The 19126-nt window shown below is 66.0% G+C and carries 17 protein-coding genes; 14 read left to right on the top strand and 3 right to left on the bottom strand.

The genetic code is table 11. From position 1 onward, the window contains the following. Positions 1–22: 22 nt before the first annotated feature. Both hemL and RND78_RS04000 read left to right on the top strand, forming a co-directional pair. Entirely contained in the window at positions 23–1309 is a 1287-nt protein-coding gene (hemL, locus tag RND78_RS03995) for a glutamate-1-semialdehyde 2,1-aminomutase (protein WP_312726263.1), read from the top strand. 197 nt (positions 1310–1506) lie between these two features. Next, positions 1507–2052, top strand: a complete 546-nt coding sequence (locus RND78_RS04000; RefSeq protein WP_312726265.1) for a tetratricopeptide repeat protein — start codon at positions 1507–1509, stop codon at positions 2050–2052. A 43-nt stretch (positions 2053–2095) separates the two neighbouring features. Here the strand turns inward: RND78_RS04000 and RND78_RS04005 are convergent, their stop codons facing one another. Continuing rightward, positions 2096–2431, bottom strand: a complete 336-nt coding sequence (locus RND78_RS04005; RefSeq protein WP_058762196.1) for a DUF1820 family protein — start codon at positions 2429–2431, stop codon at positions 2096–2098. A 204-nt stretch (positions 2432–2635) separates the two neighbouring features. Between RND78_RS04005 and miaB the strand changes: the two genes are divergently transcribed. The 5 genes from miaB (at position 2636) to lnt (ending at position 8207) form a co-directional block, all read left to right on the top strand. Continuing rightward, positions 2636–4009, top strand: coding sequence for a tRNA (N6-isopentenyl adenosine(37)-C2)-methylthiotransferase MiaB (gene miaB / locus RND78_RS04010; protein ID WP_312726556.1), 1374 nt, complete (start codon positions 2636–2638; stop codon positions 4007–4009). Between the two features lie 99 nt (positions 4010–4108). Further along, complete coding sequence (locus tag RND78_RS04015) at positions 4109–5122, top strand: PhoH family protein (RefSeq protein ID WP_312726267.1); 1014 nt, start codon at positions 4109–4111, stop codon at positions 5120–5122. Next, a complete protein-coding gene (gene ybeY / locus RND78_RS04020) occupies positions 5112–5567 on the top strand; it encodes an rRNA maturation RNase YbeY (protein WP_312726268.1) in 456 nt (151 codons plus the stop codon). Before RND78_RS04015 ends, ybeY begins: the two co-directional genes overlap by 11 nt. 7 nt (positions 5568–5574) lie before the next feature. Then, positions 5575–6411 carry a transporter associated domain-containing protein gene (locus RND78_RS04025; RefSeq protein WP_312726270.1) on the top strand — a complete coding sequence of 279 codons (837 nt, stop codon included), beginning with the start codon at positions 5575–5577 and terminating at the stop codon, positions 6409–6411. 248 nt (positions 6412–6659) lie between these two features. Next, complete coding sequence (gene lnt / locus RND78_RS04030; RefSeq protein ID WP_312726271.1) at positions 6660–8207, top strand: apolipoprotein N-acyltransferase; 1548 nt, start codon at positions 6660–6662, stop codon at positions 8205–8207. Here the strand turns inward: lnt and RND78_RS04035 are convergent. Continuing rightward, positions 8198–8959, bottom strand: a complete 762-nt coding sequence (locus tag RND78_RS04035; RefSeq protein WP_312726272.1) for a YdcF family protein — start codon at positions 8957–8959, stop codon at positions 8198–8200. The two genes, lnt and RND78_RS04035, sit on opposite strands and share 10 nt — an antisense overlap. 478 nt (positions 8960–9437) lie before the next feature. Here RND78_RS04035 and leuS point away from each other — a divergent pair, with 478 nt between their 5' ends. The 5 genes from leuS (at position 9438) to RND78_RS04060 (ending at position 15457) form a co-directional block, all read left to right on the top strand. Continuing rightward, a complete protein-coding gene (leuS, locus tag RND78_RS04040; protein WP_312726274.1) occupies positions 9438–12101 on the top strand; it encodes a leucine--tRNA ligase in 2664 nt (887 codons plus the stop codon). A 25-nt stretch (positions 12102–12126) separates the two neighbouring features. After that, positions 12127–12741, top strand: a complete 615-nt coding sequence (lptE, locus tag RND78_RS04045; RefSeq protein WP_312726276.1) for an LPS assembly lipoprotein LptE — start codon at positions 12127–12129, stop codon at positions 12739–12741. Positions 12742–12789: 48 nt separating this feature from the next. Then, a complete protein-coding gene (holA, locus tag RND78_RS04050) occupies positions 12790–13830 on the top strand; it encodes a DNA polymerase III subunit delta (protein ID WP_312726278.1) in 1041 nt (346 codons plus the stop codon). A 67-nt stretch (positions 13831–13897) separates the two neighbouring features. Then, the gene (gene arfA, locus RND78_RS04055) at positions 13898–14059 is read left to right on the top strand and encodes an alternative ribosome rescue factor ArfA (protein WP_312726280.1); all 162 of its coding nucleotides are present in this window, start codon (positions 13898–13900) and stop codon (positions 14057–14059) included. Positions 14060–14134: 75 nt separating this feature from the next. After that, positions 14135–15457 carry a lytic murein transglycosylase gene (locus RND78_RS04060; RefSeq protein WP_312726282.1) on the top strand — a complete coding sequence of 441 codons (1323 nt, stop codon included), beginning with the start codon at positions 14135–14137 and terminating at the stop codon, positions 15455–15457. Positions 15458–15499: 42 nt separating this feature from the next. On the opposite strand, the gene RND78_RS04065 is transcribed toward RND78_RS04060, so the two are convergent. Further along, a complete protein-coding gene (locus RND78_RS04065) occupies positions 15500–16402 on the bottom strand; it encodes a LysR family transcriptional regulator (protein ID WP_312726283.1) in 903 nt (300 codons plus the stop codon). A 102-nt stretch (positions 16403–16504) separates the two neighbouring features. Here RND78_RS04065 and RND78_RS04070 point away from each other — a divergent pair, with 102 nt between their 5' ends. Further along, positions 16505–17254, top strand: a complete 750-nt coding sequence (locus RND78_RS04070; protein WP_312726285.1) for a sulfite exporter TauE/SafE family protein — start codon at positions 16505–16507, stop codon at positions 17252–17254. A 163-nt stretch (positions 17255–17417) separates the two neighbouring features. Continuing rightward, on the top strand, positions 17418–19082 hold the full coding sequence (pgm, locus tag RND78_RS04075) for a phosphoglucomutase (alpha-D-glucose-1,6-bisphosphate-dependent) (RefSeq protein WP_312726286.1): 1665 nt from the start codon (positions 17418–17420) through the stop codon (positions 19080–19082). The last annotated feature ends 44 nt before the right edge of the window (positions 19083–19126 follow it).

The following is a 19126-nucleotide window of genomic DNA, read 5'->3' on the forward strand; positions in this document are numbered from 1 at the left end:
TCCCTCTTTCAAGGAGACCCCTATGTCCCGCTCCGCCCAACTCTTCGACCAAGCCCAGCGCCACATTCCCGGTGGCGTCAACTCACCAGTCCGCGCCTTCAAGAGCGTCGGCGGCACGCCGCTGTTCTTCAAGCACGCCCAGGGCGCCTACATCGTCGACGAGGATGACAAGCGCTATGTCGACTACGTCGGCTCCTGGGGACCGATGATCCTCGGCCACAGCCATCCGGACGTGCTCGACGCCGTGCGTCGGCAGCTGGAACACGGCCTCTCCTACGGCGCGCCGACCGCCCTGGAAACCACCATGGCCGAGCTCATCTGCGAGATCGTGCCGTCCATGGACATGGTGCGCATGGTCAGCTCCGGTACCGAGGCCACCATGAGCGCCATCCGCCTGGCGCGCGGCTACACCGGGCGCGACACCATCATCAAGTTCGAGGGCTGCTACCACGGCCACTCCGACAGCCTGCTGGTCAAGGCCGGCTCCGGCGCCCTGACCCTGGGCGTGCCCAGCTCCCCCGGCGTGCCGGCGGCCTTCGCCCAGCACACCCTGACCCTGGCCTACAACGACCTGGCCGAGGTCGAAGAGACACTGGCGAAGGTCGGCGACGAGATCGCCTGCATCATCGTCGAGCCGGTGGCCGGCAACATGAACTGCGTACCGCCCGCGCCGGGCTTTCTGGAAGGCCTGCGCCGCCTCTGCGACCAGTACGGCGCGGTATTGATCTTCGACGAGGTCATGACCGGCTTCCGTGTCGCCCTCGGCGGTGCCCAGGAGCACTACGGCATCCGCCCGGATATCTCCACCTTCGGCAAGATCGTCGGCGGCGGCATGCCGGTCGGCTGCTTCGGTGGCAAGCGCGAGATCATGGAAAAGATCGCCCCGCTCGGCCCGGTCTACCAGGCCGGCACCCTGTCGGGCAATCCACTGGCCATGGCCGCAGGTCTCACCACCCTGCAACTGATCCGCCGCCCCGGCTTCCACGCCGAGCTGACCGACTACACCACGCGCCTGCTGCAGGGCCTGCAGGATCGCGCCGATGCCGCCGGCGTGCCCTTCGTCACCACCCAGGCGGGCGGCATGTTCGGCCTGTACTTCAGCGGCGCCGAGGACATCGTCACCTTCAGCGACGTCATGGCCAGCGACAGCGACAGGTTCAAGCGCTTCTTCCACCTGATGCTGGACGGCGGCGTGTACCTGGCACCCAGCGCCTTCGAAGCCGGCTTCACCTCCATCGCCCATGGCGACGAGGAGCTGCGCATCACCCTGGATGCTGCCGAGCGTGCCTTCGCCACCTTCAAGGACTAGGTACCATCCGTCTCGGTTACGGAACCTCTCTGCTGCGCCGGCCTCACAATTAGTTGATAGGCCGGCGTCACAGATGAAAAAGTTCCACCGCAACGCGTAAAGGTTTTGAAAGCGTGCGGCGGCTTGACCCATAATGAGACGTCGGCGCGTTTCGCCGGCCGGGTTCTTAGAACCTGCCTCGATTGTGGAGGCGCTTCATGCACCGCGCTGGTCGTATCCTCTGCGCAGCCCTGTTTTTGCTGCCCCTGGCCTCCTGGGCCGGTGGCAACTCCCTGCTCGTCCCCAGCACCAGCCGGTGCAACCTGAATCTGGCCAACGAAGCCTTGGCGCAGGCGATCGCCCGTTGCCAACAGATCGCCCATGATGGTGACGCCCAGGCGCAGTACGAGCTCGGTGACTTCTACTACGAAGGCAAGCAGACGCCCAAGGATCTCAACCAGGCCCGCCAGTGGTTCGAACAGGCGTCGCTCAAGGGCAATGCCGATGCGCAGAATCGACTCGGCAACATGTTCTTCCGCGGCGAAGGCGTACCGCCGAACAACATCCAGGCCTATATCGTGCTGAAGATGGCTGCCATCAACGGCAACGACGAAGCCATGGACACCGCCGACCTGGTCAGTGCCCAGATGCGTCGCGACGAACTGGAGATGGCCACCCAGGTGCTGGGCCAGATCTTCCGCGACTACCTGCAGGACATGCAGACCGCCGGCAACCTGAATCCCTTCCAGCCGCCGCCGAACTAGCCTTCCTACGTAGCTCAGCCGACCCAGGCGGCCTCAGCAATCCCTAGCTCTTGTCGGGCATTGGCATGGGGAACGGCATGACGTTGGTGCCGCCCTTGGCCTCGCTGATCTTGGGCTGCCCCAGGCGCTCCACTTCATCGATGCGGATGATCGAGTGCATGGGCACGAAGCTGCGCACCACCCCTTCGAATTGCGCCTTGAGCTTTTCCTCGCTCGGGTCCACCACCACCTGGGTGCGCTCGCCGAACACCAATTCCTCGATTTCCAGGAAGCCCCAGAGATCGCTCTGGAAGATCTGCTTGGCGTAGATCTCGAAGACCTGGCCCTGGTTGACGAAGATGACCTTGTAGATGGCCGGCTTGCTGGGGGATGAGCTCATGGACGGGTGCAGGATTCACGAAAGAAAAGGGGCGGCGAGCATAGCACGGGCCTGCCCGGACGACAGCCGGGACGACCAGTTGCCGCGCGCCCTGCCCTCCCGCAATGCAGGCCAGCACCGCTGCACCCTTCCGGGCGGCTCTTCCCCGTCCGGAAGGCCATCATTATAATGCGCGGTCCACTCGCCACCGACTCCTCGCCGCGCATGTCCAAGAAGCTCTACATCGAAACCCATGGCTGCCAGATGAACGAATACGATTCGTCGCGCATGGTCGACCTGCTCGGCGAGCGTGAGCCTCTGGAAGTCACCCAGAATCCGGCCGAGGCCGACGTCATCCTGCTCAACACCTGCTCGATCCGTGAGAAGGCCCAGGAGAAGGTGTTCTCCCAGCTCGGCCGCTGGCGCGAACTCAAGCTGGAGAATCCCGACCTGGTGATCGGTGTCGGTGGCTGCGTGGCCAGTCAGGAAGGCGCTGCCATTCGCGACCGCGCGCCCTATGTCGACGTGGTCTTCGGGCCCCAGACCCTGCACCGGCTGCCGGAGATGATCGACGCCGCGCGCACCACCCGCGCGCCCCAGGTGGACATCTCCTTCCCCGAGATCGAGAAGTTCGACCGCCTGCCCGAGCCGCGCATCGACGGCCCCAGCGCCTTCGTCTCCATCATGGAAGGCTGCAGCAAGTACTGCACCTTCTGCGTGGTGCCCTACACCCGTGGCGAGGAAGTCAGCCGGCCACTGGACGACGTCCTGGCCGAGATCATCCACCTCGCCGAGCACGGCGTGCGCGAGGTGACCCTGCTGGGCCAGAACGTCAACGGCTATCGCGGCGCCACCGGCGACGGCCGCATCGCCGACTTCGCCGAACTGCTCTACGTGGTGGCCGCGGTGGACGGCATCGACCGCATCCGCTACACCACCTCGCACCCGCTGGAATTCTCCGACGCCCTGATCCAGGCCCACGCCGAGATCCCGGAACTGGTGAAATTCGTCCACCTGCCGGTGCAGGCCGGCTCGGATCGCATCCTGGCGGCCATGAAGCGCAACCACACGGCGCTGGAATACAAGTCGCGCATCCGCAAGCTCAAGGCGGCGGTGCCCGACATCTGCATCAGCTCGGACTTCATCGTCGGCTTCCCCGGCGAGACCGCGAAGGACTTCGAACAGACCATGAAGCTGATCGAGGACGTCGGTTTCGACTTCTCCTTCTCCTTCATCTACAGCGCCCGCCCCGGTACCCCGGCGGCAGACCTGGTCGACGACACCCCCGACGAGGTCAAGAAGCAGCGCCTGCAGATCCTGCAGACGCGCATCCACCAACAGGGCTTCGAGATCAGCCGGCGCATGGCCGGCAGCGTCCAGACCATCCTGGTCAGCGACTTCTCCAAGCGCGACCCGGGCATGCTGCAGGGCCGCACCGAGAACAACCGCATCGTCAACTTCCGTTGCAGCGATGCCAGCCTGATCGGCCAGTTCGTCCAGGTACACATCGACGAGGCCCTGCCGCACTCCCTGCGCGGCACCCTGCTGGCCCCTGTCGCCAGCGGTGCACGTCCGCCGGTCGCCGCCGCGCTGGCCTGATGGATGGTCGCACGCGCCCTTTGCCAAGGGCGCGACCCAGGTTACTCTCAAGCTACGTCAAGTTTTCGTAAAGCCAAGCCAAAGGGCCCCCAGCTCACCTTGAATACCCCCCAGACGCTCCAGCACTTCACCCTCGAACCCTTCGATGCCGACCGCTTCGCCAACCTGTGCGGCCAGCTCGACGAAAATCTGCGCCAGCTCGAAGGCCGTCTCGGCATCGAGATCCGCAACCGCGGCAACCAGTTCGAACTGGTCGGCGATCCCGAGCGCACCCGCGCCGCCCAGAACCTCCTGCAGCGCCTCTATCGCGAGACCGCCAGCGGCACCCCGGTGGCCCCGGAACTGGTGCACCTCTATCTGCAGGAATCCGGCCTGGAAGTCCTGCAGCAGGAGCATCGCGGCGGCGACACCAGCGTGGCCCTGCGCACCAAGAAGGGCATGATCCGCCCCCGCGGTGCCAACCAGCAGCGCTACGTCAAGTCGATCCTCGATCACGACATCAACTTCGGCATAGGCCCGGCCGGTACCGGCAAGACCTACCTGGCCGTGGCCTGTGCCGTGGACGCCCTGGAGCGCGAGCAGATCCGTCGCATCCTGCTGGTGCGCCCGGCGGTGGAGGCCGGCGAGAAGCTCGGCTTCCTGCCCGGCGACCTGGCGCAGAAGATCGACCCCTACCTGAGACCGCTGTACGACGCCCTCTACGAGATGCTGGGTTTCGAGCAGGTGGCCAAGCTCATCGAGCGCCAGGTCATCGAGGTCGCGCCGCTGGCCTACATGCGTGGCCGTACCCTCAACAATAGCTTCATCATTCTCGACGAAAGTCAGAACACCACCCTCGAGCAGATGAAGATGTTCCTGACCCGTATCGGTTTCGGCTCCACCGCCGTGATCACCGGTGACGTCACCCAGGTCGACCTGCCGCGCGGCACCAAGTCGGGCCTCAAGCACGTCATCGAGGTCCTGCGCGACGTCCCCGGCATCGGCTTCACCCACTTCGAGTCCAAGGACGTGGTGCGCCACCCGCTGGTGCAGCGCATCGTCGAGGCCTACGACCGCTTCGAGGCGCTGCAGGCTCAGCCGCGCGGCAACGCAGAGGATCGCCATGGCGATTGAACTGGACGTCCAGGTCGCCAGCGAGGCGGCCGACCTCCCCGAGGAGCCGGACTTACGCCGCTGGTGCGAACTGGCCCTGCGCGCCCGCCAGGGTGACTCGGAACTCACCATCCGCCTGGTGGACGAAGACGAGGGCCGCGAGCTGAACCGAACCTGGCGGCACAAGGACTACGCCACCAACGTGCTGTCCTTCCCGGCCGACGTGCCGGACGAATTTCTCGACATCCCCCTGCTCGGCGACCTGGTGATCTGCGCTCCCGTGGTCGCCCGCGAGGCCGCCGAGCAAGGCAAGCCTGCCGAAGCGCACTGGGCGCACCTGGTCATCCACGGCTGTCTGCACCTGCTCGGCTACGATCATCTGGAAGATGACGAAGCCGAGGAGATGGAAGAACTGGAACGCCAATTGCTCGCAGAACTGGGCTACCCCGATCCCTACGGTGAATGACACACACATGAACGAAGATCGATCAGGCAATGGGCATCGTTCCTGGCTGGAACGCATCGTCCAGGCCTTTGCCCATGAACCCAAGAGCCGCCAGGAACTGCTGGAACTGCTGCGCGAAGCCCACGAGAACAAGGTGCTCGACAGCGAGGCGCTATCCATCGTCGAGGGCGCCATCTCGGTGGCCGACCTGCAGGTGCGCGACATCATGGTGCCGCGCTCGCAGATCATCAGTATCCGCGCCCACCAGACCCCGGCGGAATTCCTGCCGGCAGTGATCGAGGCCGCCCACTCCCGCTACCCGGTGATCGGCGACGGCCCCGACGATGTGCTCGGCCTGCTGCTGGCCAAGGATCTGTTGCCGCTGCTGCTGGATCCGGAGCGCACCTTCGATCTCAAGGAAGTGCTGCGCCCGGCCACCTTCGTCCCCGAGTCCAAGCGCCTCAACGTGCTGCTGCGCGAATTCCGCTCCACCCACAGCCACATGGCCATCGTGGTGGACGAATACGGCGGCGTCGCCGGCCTGGTGACCATCGAGGACGTACTGGAGCAGATCGTCGGCGAGATCGAGGACGAGCACGACGTGGAGGAAGAGAGCTTCATCAAGTCGCTGCCCAATGGCGACTTCGTGGTCAAGGCGCTCACCCCCATCGAGACCCTCAACGAAACCCTGGAAACCCGCTTCGCCGACCCGGAGGCCGACACCGCTGGTGGCCTGGTGATGAATCGCCTGGGCCATCTGCCCAAGCGCAACGAGGAAACGGTGATCGACGACTTCCGCTTCCGCGTGCTCAACGCCGACGGCCGCCGCATCCATCTGCTGCGGGTCACCCCGGTCAATCGCTAGCACGGCGCCTACCCCCTCTCCCCTGGGGCGAGGGCAACACGCTATCGATCGCATCGCGGCCATGGGCCGCTCCTACAGGCACGGACATTACTGCAGGAGCGGCCGCATCGGCGGACCGCCATGGCCGCGATCGCTTTTCTCCCCCTCCCCCAACTGCGACCTGCCTCGCTCTCTCCCTCACGCGCCTTTGGCACTCCCCCGCGCCGACGAGTAAGCTTGCGCAGCCTCGATCGGACCAAGGATTTTCGATGCGCTGGATCTCTCAACCTGGCTGGAAGGGCAACCTTCTGGCGCTGTTCGCCGGTGCCCTCACGCCCCTGGCGCTGGCCCCCTTCAATATCTGGCCGCTGGCGCTGCTGTCCGCCGGTCTCTTTTACCTTGGCCTCAAGGGCCTCGGCGCCTGGCGCGCCTTCCTGCGGGGTTGGTGCTACGGGTTCGGCGCCTTCCTCGCCGGCACCAGCTGGATCTACGTCAGCATCCACACCTACGGCGCCGCCTCGACGCCCCTGGCACTGTTTCTCACCCTGGGCTTCAGCGCCGGCATCGCACTGTTCTTCGCCCTGCCCGCCTGGCTCTGGGCCCTGTGCCTGAGACGCAACCAGGCACCGCTGGGCGATGCCCTCACCTTCGCCGGTTTCTGGTTCGCCCTGGAACTGTTCCGCAGTTGGGCGCTGACCGGCTTCCCCTGGCTGTTCCTTGGCTACAGCCAGCTGACCGGTCCGCTGCAGGGCCTGGCCCCCCTCGGTGGCGTCTGGCTGATCTCGGCAGTGCTGGCCTTCACCGCAGCGCTGCTGGTCAACGCGCCCCGACTGATCCTGCGCCCGCTGGCCTTGATCGCAGCCCTGGTACTGGTCGCCCTGCCCTGGGTGGCCGGTGATGTCTTCAAAGGGCAGGTCTGGACGCACCCGGCCGGTGCACCGCTCAAGGTCGCCGGAGTCCAGGGCAACATCGCCCAGGAACTCAAGTGGAATCCCGACCATGCCCGCGCCACCCTGGCGCTCTATCGTGACCATACAGCCGAGCAGACCGATGCCGACCTGGTGGTCTGGCCGGAAAACGCCATCCCCGTGCTGCGTGAATACGTCGGTGACTTCCTCGCCGCCGAAGGCGCCCAGGTGGCGGCCCATGGCGGGGCCCTGGTGACCGGCCTGCCTGACCGCGAGCGCGATGCCAATGGTGATTCGCGCTACTTCAACAGCATCACCGCGGTCGGCAATGGCTCAGGTACCTACTACAAGCAGAAGCTGGTGCCCTTCGGCGAGTACGTACCCCTGCAGGACTACCTGCGCGGCCTGATCGGCTTCTTCGATCTGCCCATGTCCGACTTCGTCCGAGGCCCCGAGCACCAGCAGCCACTGCTGGTGAAGGGCTACCGCGTGGCGCCCTACATCTGCTACGAGGTGGTCTATCCGGAATTCGTCGCCGACCTGGCGACCCAGAGTCAGTTGCTGCTCACCATCAGCAACGACACCTGGTTCGGCAAGTCCATCGGTCCCAAGCAGCACCTACAGATGGCGCAGATGCGTGCACTGGAAAGCGGTCGCTGGCTGGTACGGGTCACCAACGACGGCATCACCGCCCTGGTCGACCCCTTCGGTCGGATCAGCCAGCAGATCCCGGCCTACCAGGTCGGCGTGCTGCAGGGCACCGTGGTGCCCATGGACGGCCTGACCCCCTACCTGCACTACCGCCTCTGGCCGCTGGCGATCTTCTCCGCCCTGGTGCTGCTGTGGGGTCTGGTGCTGCGTCGGCAGGACAGGGCCGAGCCGACGCCGCGGGTAGTCACTCAACGATAGGCCAGCGGATAGAGTAGTAGGCCGGCGGCTTCTTTGAGTAGTTTGTTGACCTGCTCAAGCGTACTGGCCTCCGGAAGCCACCCACCAAATGGCAGCGTTTCAGCCCCGGAGGTAAAGCCTATAGGAGCGGCCACAACCTCAAAACCTTGACGTTCGAAGCACCAGCGAGCACGTGCCATGTGGTACGCCTGAGTCACCAACACCACTTTTTGTACTCCGGCTGAATGCAACAGAGGAGCACTGAACGTGGCATTCTCCCAAGTAGTGCGACTGCTCCCCTCTTGCCAGCGAACCGGCACACCTAGGTCATGCTCCATTACCTCTACCATCAAAGTTGCCTCGCTTAGCGGCCGCCCATAGGGTGAGCCACCACTGATTAGCACTGGCAGGCCGCTAGCTTTGGACATTCGCGCTGCGTAGCGCAGTCGCTCTACAGCTTGAGGGCTGGCCGCATCCCCCTCCCACCCTGGATCTTCCGCCTCTCTTCCTCCACCAAGTACTACGATAGCTTGGACATTTTGAGACAGCTCTGGCCAGCGCGTCTGGGCCAACGGCGGATCACTCTCCAGTAGTCGCGCGAGTCCTTCTGCGACTACCGGAAGGCTACTACACCAGAAGCCAAGCAAACCAAGCAGGAAAAAGCTCAACCCTAAGCGGGGATAGCGTCGACGTAGCCACCAGCCCAACAAGATCAGCAAAAGCAAGCCAGCAGGTGGCAACAATAGATGCTTGAACAAATAGCGCAGTCCCATCAGGCCTCCACAAGTCATACGACCCGATAAGGCCGATAGGGCTCTAGTTTAGTGAAGGCACCTTACGGACAGAAGAAATCTCTTTCGGAGGGAACACGCTACCTAAGGCGCGTTGATGCCTAGTAAGCCATAGTTGTAGCAAGCGGTATTCATCCGTAGTGAGACCACTCAGCTCTACATCAACACATATCTCATCATAGAGACTTTCCTGGGTCGCGGCTTCATCCAGGGCCAGGGCCAGCCGTCGCTGCAGGCGTACGTCGACGGGCAGCTTTTCGGACTCGCGTCGAAACTTTCCCATGATGGCGATCATCCTCCCGGATAATTGAACGGACGTTTGATCAGCCTAGTACGGCCCTTCCAACCCTGCCTCCCCCGGAGTGCGAAGCAAGCGGCGGACTAGGACATTTCCCCGCGCTCGGGGGGTCATGTATGCTTGGCGGCTTGATCAAACGCCTCTGCAGCCCTCGACACGCCCATGCACGAACACTATCAGCCCCGCGAAATAGAAGCCGCCGCCCAGTCCTTCTGGGACCAGAATCTGTCCTTCAAGGCCACCATGCGCCCGGGCCAGGAGAAGTTCTACTGCCTGTCGATGTTCCCCTACCCCAGCGGCAAGCTGCACATGGGGCACGTGCGCAACTACACCATCGGCGACGTCATCGCGCGCTACCAGCGGATGCTGGGCAAGAACGTGCTGCAGCCCATGGGCTGGGATGCCTTCGGCATGCCCGCCGAGAACGCCGCCATGAAGAACGGCGTGGCCCCGGCCAAGTGGACCTACGAGAACATCGCCTACATGAAGTCCCAGCTGCAGAGCCTGGGCCTGGCGATCGACTGGTCCCGTGAGGTCACCACCTGCAAGCCCGACTACTATCGCTGGGAGCAGTGGCTGTTCACCCAGCTGTTCGAGAAGGGCATCATCTACCGCAAGAACGGCACGGTGAACTGGGATCCGGTGGACCAGACCGTACTGGCCAACGAGCAGGTCATCGACGGCCGCGGTTGGCGCAGTGGCGCGCTGATCGAGAAGCGCGAGATCCCCATGTACTACTTCCGCATCACCGACTATGCGGAAGAGCTGCTGAACTCCCTGGACCAGTTGCCCGGCTGGCCCGAGCAGGTCAAGACCATGCAGCGCAACTGGATCGGCAAGTCCCGCGGCATGGAGGTCCAGTTCCCCTATGACCAGGCGAGCATCGGCGCCGAAGGCACCCTGAAGGTCTTCACCACCCGCCCCGACACCCTGCTCGGCGCCACCTACGTCGCCGTGGCCGCGGAACATCCGCTGGCCACCCAGGCCGCCCAGGGCAATGCCGAGCTACAGGCCTTCATCGACGAGTGCAAGCGCGGCGGCGTCGCCGAAGCCGACATCGCCACGCAGGAGAAGAAGGGCCTGGATACCGGCCTGTTCGTCCGTCACCCGCTGACCGACGCTCAACTGCCGGTGTGGGTCGCCAACTATGTGCTGATGCACTACGGCGATGGCGCGGTCATGGCCGTGCCCGGTCACGACGAGCGTGATTTCGAATTCGCCAACAAGTACAACCTGCCCATCGTCCAGGTGGTGGATACCGCCGAGGCCACCCAGGTGCTGGCCAACCCGGACGACTTCAGCCCCGAGGAATACGAGCGCTACCAGTTCGACCCGGTGCAATGGAAGGACTGGTACGGCAGCAAGGACGGCTTCCTGATCAATTCCGGCGCCTACGACAGTCTCAGCTACGACGCCGCCTTCGACGCCATCGGCGCGGCCCTGCAGGCCAAGGGCCTGGGCCAGCCGCGTACCCAGTTCCGCCTGCGCGACTGGGGCATCAGCCGCCAGCGCTACTGGGGTTGCCCGATTCCGATCATCCACGGCGACGACGGCGTCGACATCCCGGTGCCGGCCGACCTATTGCCGGTGGTGCTGCCCGAGGACGTGGTGCCCGACGGCGCCGGCTCGCCCCTGGCGCGCATGCCGGAATTCTACGAGACCGTCGATCCGCGCAACGGCCAGCCGGCCCGCCGCGAGACCGACACCATGGACACCTTCGTCGAGAGTTCCTGGTACTTCGCCCGCTACGCCTCGCCGAACTTCACCGGTGGCATGCTGGACAAGGAAGAAGCCAACTATTGGCTGCCGGTCGACCAGTACATCGGTGGCATCGAGCATGCCATCCTGCACCTGCTCTACTCGCGCTTCTTCCACAAGCTGATGCGCGACCAGGGCCTGATCGACTCTGACGAGCCCTTCGAGAACCTGCTGACCCAGGGCATGGTGGTGGCCGAGACCTACTACCGGACCAACCCCAACGGCAGCAAGGACTGGTTCAACCCGGCCGATGTCGAGGTGGAACGCGATGCCAAGGCCAAGGTGATCGGCGCGCGGCTGAAGAGCGACGGCCAGCCGGTGGAAATCGGCGGCGTCGAGAAGATGTCCAAGTCGAAGAACAACGGCGTCGACCCCCAGGCGATGATCGACCAGTACGGCGCCGACACCTGCCGCCTGTTCATGATGTTCGCCTCGCCGCCCGACATGAGCCTGGAATGGTCCGATTCCGGTGTCGAGGGCGCCAGCCGCTTCCTGCGCCGCGTCTGGCGCCTGGCCCAGGCCCACGTCGCCCAGGGCCTGCCGAGCGCTGGCACCCTTGGCGAGCTGTCGCCGACCCAGAAGGAGGTGCGTCGCGCCATCCACCTGGCCATCCGTCAGGCCAGCCAGGATATCGGTCAGCACCACAAGTTCAACACCGCCATCGCCGCGGTCATGACCCTGATGAACGTGCTGGAAAAGGCCGCCCAGGACAGCGACACCGATCGCCGTCTGCTGCAGGAGGGCCTGGAGGCCGTCACCCTGCTGCTGGCCCCCATCACCCCGCACATCGCCCACGGTCTCTGGCAGCAGCTGGGCCACAGCGATGCGGTCATCGACGCCCGCTGGCCGCAGGTGGACGAAAGCGCCCTGGTGCAGGACAGCCTGCAGATCGTCATCCAGGTGAACGGCAAGCTGCGCGGCCAGATCGAAGTACCGGCCGACGCCAGCCGCGAGGCCATCGAGGCCGCCGCCCGTGCCAACGAGAACGTGGCACGCTTCACCGAGGGTCTGACCATCCGCAAGGTCGTCGTGGTCCCGGGTAAACTGGTCAACATCGTCGCCAACTAAGACACGCGAACGGAGCAGACAACAGATGAAGAAACGGATTCTCCCCGGCCTTGCGGTAGTCGGCCTGGCGACCCTACTGACTGCCTGCGGCTTCCAGCTGCGCGGCACCGGCGAAACGCGCCTGAGCATTACCGAACTGAACCTGACGGCCCGCGACGCCTATGGCCAGACCGTCAAGGAAGTACGCGACATGCTCGAGGATGCCCACGTCCGGGTCTCCTCCGGTGCACCCTACACCCTGGACCTGGGTGGCGAAGGCCAGAGCGAGCGTACCGCCAGCTACACCAGCGGCGCGCGTAGCGCCGAGGTCGAGCTGACCACCCGCCAGCCCTACACCATCGTTGGCAAGAACCAGGCCGTGCTGGTCAGTGACTACCTGGAAACCCAGCGCTACTACGTGACCGACCAGAACAACATCGTCGGTTCCGAGCAGCAGAAGGACCAGTTGCGCCGCGAGATGCGTCGCGAACTGGTACAGCAGCTGGCCGCTCGCCTGCAGGCCCTGACGCCGGAGCACCTGGACAAGCTGCAGCGCGATGCCGACGCCCGCGCTGCCGCCCAGGCCGAAGCCGAGCGCCGCGCCCGCGAATCCGCGCCGCCGCAGCAGTCGCCCATCGATATCCCCACCCCCGCGCGCTAAGCGCCGCGCCCGGAGCCGCCAGGCTCCGGGCTGCCGTCACGGCCCATCATGAAACTCAACGCCAACCAGCTGGGCAAGCAGCTCCAGGGCTCCCTGGCCGCCGTCTATGCCGTCAGCGGTGACGAACCCCTGCTCTGCCAGGAAGCCAGCGACGCCATCCGCGGTGCCGCTCGTGCCCAGGGCTTCGACGAGCGTGAGGTCTTCGACGTCGACGCCAGTTTCGACTGGGGCCGCCTCTACGAAGCCGGGGCCAGCCTGTCGCTGTTCGCCCAGAAACGCATCCTCGAACTGCGCCTGCCCACCGGCAAGCCGGGCGACAAGGGTTCCGCTGCCTTGCTCGACTACCTGGCCCGTCCCGCCGAGGACACCCTGCTGCTCATCAGCCTGCCGCGGCTCGATGCCGCCGCCCAGAAGACCAAATGGGCCAAGGCCCTGCTGGAGCACGACCAGGCGCAATTCGTGCAGATCTGGCCGGTGGAACTGGCGCAGTTGCCCCAGTGGATCAACCAGCGCCTGTCGCGCCTGGGCCTGGCCGCCACCCCCGAGGCCGTCGACCTGATCACCGAACGGGTAGAGGGCAACCTGCTGGCCGCCGCCCAGGAGATCGAGAAGCTGCGCCTGCTCACCGAGGGCTCCCAGGTGGATGCCGAGACGGTGCGCGCCTCGGTGGCCGACAGCGCCCGCTACGACGTCTTCGGCCTGCTGGACGCCGCCCTCGCCGGTGACGCGGCCCACGCCCTGCGCATTCTCGAAGGGCTGCGCGGCGAAGGCGTGGAAGCGGCCGTGGTGCTCTGGGCCCTGGCCCGAGAGATACGGCTGCTGGCCAACCTGGCGCAATTGCAGGAAAGCGGCACGCCGCTGGAGCGCGCCTTCACCCAGGTCAAGCCGCCGGTATGGGACAAGCGTCGTCCCCTGATGACCCGCGCCCTGCAGCGCCACGGCGCCCGCCGCCTGGAAGCCCTGCTGCGCGATGCCCAGGTCGCCGACGAACAGATCAAGGGCCAGGCGCCCGGTGACGTCTGGCTGACCCTGACCAGCCTCGCCCTGCAACTCGCCGGCAAGCGACTGGCCCTGGGCAAGCCCTTGTAACGGCTGGCCCTTGCACTACACTGGCGTGCCCCTAGGGGTAGTATCCATCCCACCGGAGCACGCATCCATGGCCAAGAAATACAGTCGCGGCCCCAACAAGGCCAAGGTCCTCGTCAGCGATCCCCGTTATCGCCCCCGCCAGGAAAAGCCCGCCAAGGGCAAAGGCAGCTACCGCCGCGAAGCCTTCTCGTTCAACGACGAGAAGGCTTCGGTCTTTCTGGCGGCCTGAAAAGGCGGCTACCAGACGCCGTGAGCCGGGGCGTGCTAAGGTGCCCCTTCCTGCCTAGACGTCCGGTGGAGACAGATGCAACTCGGGAAATCCCGCGGATTCAAGACTGGCGGCCTGCTCGCCGGTACCCTGGTCACCCTGCTGACCGCCGCCCTGGCCGCCTGCGCCCAGAACCAGTCCACGCCAGCTGCGACGCCCTCCTCTCCCGCTTCGCCCGCTCCTGCATCCGCCACGACGGCACCGGCCACGGCCGCCGAAGCCATGCCGCAGCCGGACGAAAGCTTCGAGCAATGGCGTAACCGCTTTCGCGCCCTGGCCCTAAGCCGGGGGATCTCGGCGAACATCTTCGACCAGGCCTTCGTCGGCGTCGAACCCGATCCGGCGGTGATCGCTGCCGATCGCAGCCAGCCGGAATTCACCAAGCCGGTGTGGGAATACCTGAACACCGCCGTCTCGCCGCTGCGGGTACGCAACGGCAAGAGCCTGATCATCCAGCAGGCTGGCCTGCTGGCTGCCCTGGAAGCCCGCTACGGCATCGAACCGGCGCGGCTGGTGGCCTTCTGGGGCATGGAAAGCAACTACGGCAACAACATGGGCAACAAGGGGGTGATCCGTTCGCTGGCCACCCTCGCCTACGAAGGTCGCCGTCCGGACTTCGCCCAGGATCAACTGATCGCCGCCCTCGGCATCCTGCAGCACGGCGACGTCACCGCCGACCGCATGATCGGCTCCTGGGCCGGCGCCATGGGCCAGACCCAGTTCATTCCCACCACCTACGACCAGTACGCGGTGGACTTCGATGGCGACGGTCGCCGCGACATCTGGGGCTCCACCGCCGACGCCCTGGCCTCCACCGCCAACTACCTCAAGGCCTCCGGCTGGCAGGATGGCAAGCCCTGGGGCTACGAGGTCCGGGTGCCGGCCAATTTCGACTACAGCCTGGCCGACATGAGCGTGCGCAAGACCCTGGCCGAATGGACCGCCCTCGGTATCCAGGGGCTCGACCTGCCGCAACCAGCCGCCCAACCGAGCGACAGCGCCTCGCTGCTGCTTCCTGCCGGGTATCGCGGCCCAGCCTTCCTGGTCTTCAACAACTTCCGTACCATCCTCAAGTACAACAACTCGACGTCCTACGCCCTGGGCGTGGCGCTGCTCTCGGAGCGCTATCGCGATGCCGGGCAGATCGCCGCCAGCTGGCCCACCGACGACCTGCCGTTGAGTCGCAGCGAGCGAGTCGAACTGCAACAACGCCTGGCTGCCCTCGGCCTGGATCCGGGCAGCGCCGACGGCATCATCGGCGCCAACACCCGCAAGGCCATCCGCGCCTACCAGCAATCCCAGGGCTGGCCTGCCGACGGCTATCCCAACCATCAGCTGCTGGAAAAATTGCGCGGCTGATACGTGGCGACGACCCGTCCTCGACCGAAGCCGGGTCGTCGCTCAGCCGTATCGCTCCGCCTCCCCCACCAGTACCTCCAGCAAGGCTTTCGCCGCTGGCGACAACTCGGCGAAATCCCGACAGCCCACCACCAGTTCGCGACGGGCCCAGCCATCGCCCAGCGGATGACTGGCCAACGCCAACCCCCGTCCTGCCCGGGCCAGGCTCGCAGCCGGCAGGATGGCGATGCCTAGCCCGCGGGCGACCAGGGTACAGGCCTGGACCGGACTCGGCACCCGAATACGGATCGCCAGCTCCCGCCCCCACTGGGCCGCCTGGGCTTCCACGTGCAACTGCAAGGCATTGCCGCGGGACAGGCCGACGAAGGGCTGCTCGAGCAGTCCGGCGAAGTCGACCGCCTCGCCGTCCGTGAACGGCAAGCTGCCCGGTGCCGCGACCAGCACCAGAGGATCATCCCGGAACGGCCGGACCTGCAGCCCTTCCACACCCGGCGCCGCAACGAAGATCCCCAGATCGGCACGACCTTCACGCAACGCCAGCACGATGCGCGGGCTGGGCAACTCCTCGACGTCCACGTCTACCCTGGGCTGCGCCTGGAGGAAACTGGCCAGGGGGTCATCGAGGTGCTCCATTACCGCCGCGCCGTTGCCCAGCAGGCGCACCCGCGTACGGCTGCCCGCCATCGCGCCGGCGAGATCCTGGTCCATCTCGTCCAAGCGCTGCAGGATCGCCCGGGCGTGGCGCTCCAGGGTCCGGGCGGCTGGCGTGGGGCGCACGCCCCGGGCATGCCGGATCAGCAGGGGCGTGCCCAGGCTATCTTCCAGAGCCCTGATGCGGGCACTGGCCGAGGGCAGTGCCAGGTGGGTCCGCTCGGCGCCCAGGGTGATGCTGCGCGCCTCCACGACATGGAGAAACAGACGCAGGTCGAGCAGGTCGTAGCGCATCGTTGGAAGCCTCTGTGCCGACCGTAGGCAGCCTTCGCCAATCCCGGCTTCTCACCCTTGGTCCCGGGCCGCATGGTAACGCCTCCAGCGAAGGAGAGGCTCATGACCCTGCTGCTCTGTATCCTGATCTTCGTGCTCGCGGGATTGACCAAGGGCGTGCTCGGCCTGGGCCTGCCCACCGTCGCCATGAGCCTGCTGGCGCTGCTGATGACGCCAGCCGAGGCCGCTGCCCTGCTGTTGATCCCCTCCTTGCTGACCAACGTCTGGCAGTTCTGTGCCGGTCCCTCCCCCTGGCAGACACTCAAGCGCTTGCTGCCGCTGCAACTGGCGCTGGTGCCGGGCACCCTGCTCAGCATCCCGCTGCTGACCCGGGGTGATGGCGCCGGACTCGCCGCCGGGCTGGGCGCGGTGCTGGTCGCCTATGGCCTGATCGGCTGGACGGGCTGGCGCCTGCCCGTACCGGGTCGCCATGAGGGCAGGCTCGGCCCGTTGGTAGGCTTCGTCACCGGCCTGATCACCGGCATGACCGGGGTCTTCGTACTGCCGGCGGTGCCCTATCTGCAAAGCCTGGCGCTGGCCAAGGAGCACCTGATCGAAGCCCTTGGCCTGACCTTCACCGTCGCCACCCTGGCCCTGCTGGTGGGCCTCTGGTGGCAGAACGGACTGGCGGTCGAGCAACTGGATGCCTCAAGCCTGTTGCTGCTACCGGCCCTCGCGGGCATGGATCTGGGCCAGCGCGTGCGCCAGCGACTCGACGAGCGCCTGTTCCGCCGCCTGTTCTTCGGGGGGTTGCTGCTGTTGGGCGCCTACGCCGTCCTGCACTATCTGCTGCGCTTGGGCTATCTTGGCTGAGCCCGTCATCACAGTGCGACCTGGCTCAGCCGGTGTAGGCTGCACCTTCGACGGGCACCACGGTCTATGGGCGTGGCTGACACCGTCACCGCACCGCGGTGACCACTCAGATCCGGCCCCGTGCCCGACCGCTGCCTCTTTCCGACGTATACAGGACGCTTTCATGACGCTCGCTCCCAATGCAGGACGCCTCCCCGACGAGAACACCCTGACCCACCTGCCGCGCCTGGTGGCGCGCTACTACAGCGATCGTCCCGATCCCAGCGATCCGGGTCAGCAGGTCGCCTTCGGCACCTCCGGGCATCGCGGCTCCTCGCTCAAGGGCAGCTTCAACGAGTGGCACATCCTCGCCATCACCCAGGCCATCTGCGAATACCGCCAGGCCCAGGGCGTCGACGGCCCGCTGTTCATGGGCATGGATACCCATGCCCTGTCCGAACCGGCCTTCATCTCCGCCCTGGAAGTCCTCGCCGCCAATGGCGTGGCAGTCCGCATCGACGCCGGTTGCGCCGAGACCCAGGGCGAACCGGGCTACACCCCCACCCCGGCGCTGTCCAACGCCATCCTCGAATACAACGCCGGCCGCCGCTCGGGCCTGGCCGACGGCATCGTCATCACCCCGTCGCACAACCCGCCGGCCGACGGTGGCTTCAAGTACAACCCCACCAACGGCGGCCCGGCCGATACCAACGTCACCAAGAGTATCCAGGATCGCGCCAATGCCCTGCTGGTGGCCGGACTGGAAGGCGTCAAGCGGATGGATTACCGCCAGGCACTCAAGGCGGCCACCACCCAGAGATTCGATTTCCTCGACAGCTACGTCGGCGGCCTGGGCCAGGTCATCGATCTGGACGCCATCCGCGGGTCCGGCCTGACCTTCGGCGTCGATCCCCTGGGCGGCGCCGGGGTGCACTACTGGCCGCGCATCGCCGAGCGCTACGGCCTGCCGCTGCAGGTGCTGTCGACCCGCGTCGACCCCACCTTCCGCTTCATGCGTCTGGACTGGGACGGCAAGATCCGCATGGACTGCAGCTCGCCCCATGCCATGGCCGGCCTGATCGAGAACAAGGACAGATTCGACGTCTCCTTCGCCTGCGACACCGACCATGACCGCCACGGCATCGTCGCCCGCTCCGTGGGCCTGCTCAATCCCAACCACTACCTGGCAGTAGCCATCGAATACCTCTTCACCCACCGTCCGCAGTGGAACCCACAGGCCGGCATCGGCAAGACCCTGGTGTCCTCCTCGATGATCGACCGTGTGGCCCAGGGCATCGGCCGCCAGGTGGTGGAGGTGCCGGTGGGCTTCAAGTGGTTCGTCGACGGCCTGCTGGACGGCAGCCTGGGTTTTGGCGGCGAGGAATCCGCAGGTGCCTCCTTCCTGCGCAAGGCCGGCGGCGCCTGGTCCACCGACAAGGACGGCCTCATCCTCGGCCTGCTGGCCGCGGAGATCACCGCCGTGACCGGCAAGGACCCGGGTGAGCGCTACCAGGCGCTGACCGAGCGCTTCGGTGCGCCGGTCTACCAGCGCATCGACGCCGCTGCCGACCGCGAGCAGAAGGCTCGGCTGAGCAAACTCTCCGCGGCCCAGGTCACGGCCAAGGAATTGGCCGGCCAGCCGATCACCGCCATCCTCACCGAGGCCCCCGGCAACGGCGCCGCCATCGGTGGCCTCAAGGTGGTCACCGAAAACGGCTGGTTCGCCGCCCGCCCCTCCGGCACCGAGGACGTCTACAAGATCTACGCCGAGAGCTTCGAGGGTGAAGCCCACCTGGGGCGTATCCAGGAAGAGGCCAAGGCGCTGGTGGACGGCGTGCTGCGCGGCTGATGGCGCGCACCCTCACCCCAACCCTCTCCCCAGGGAGAGGGAGC

It is taken from the genome of Pseudomonas oryzihabitans (assembly GCF_032027545.1).
In the GTDB taxonomy this organism is placed as follows: domain Bacteria; phylum Pseudomonadota; class Gammaproteobacteria; order Pseudomonadales; family Pseudomonadaceae; genus Chryseomonas; species Chryseomonas oryzihabitans_F.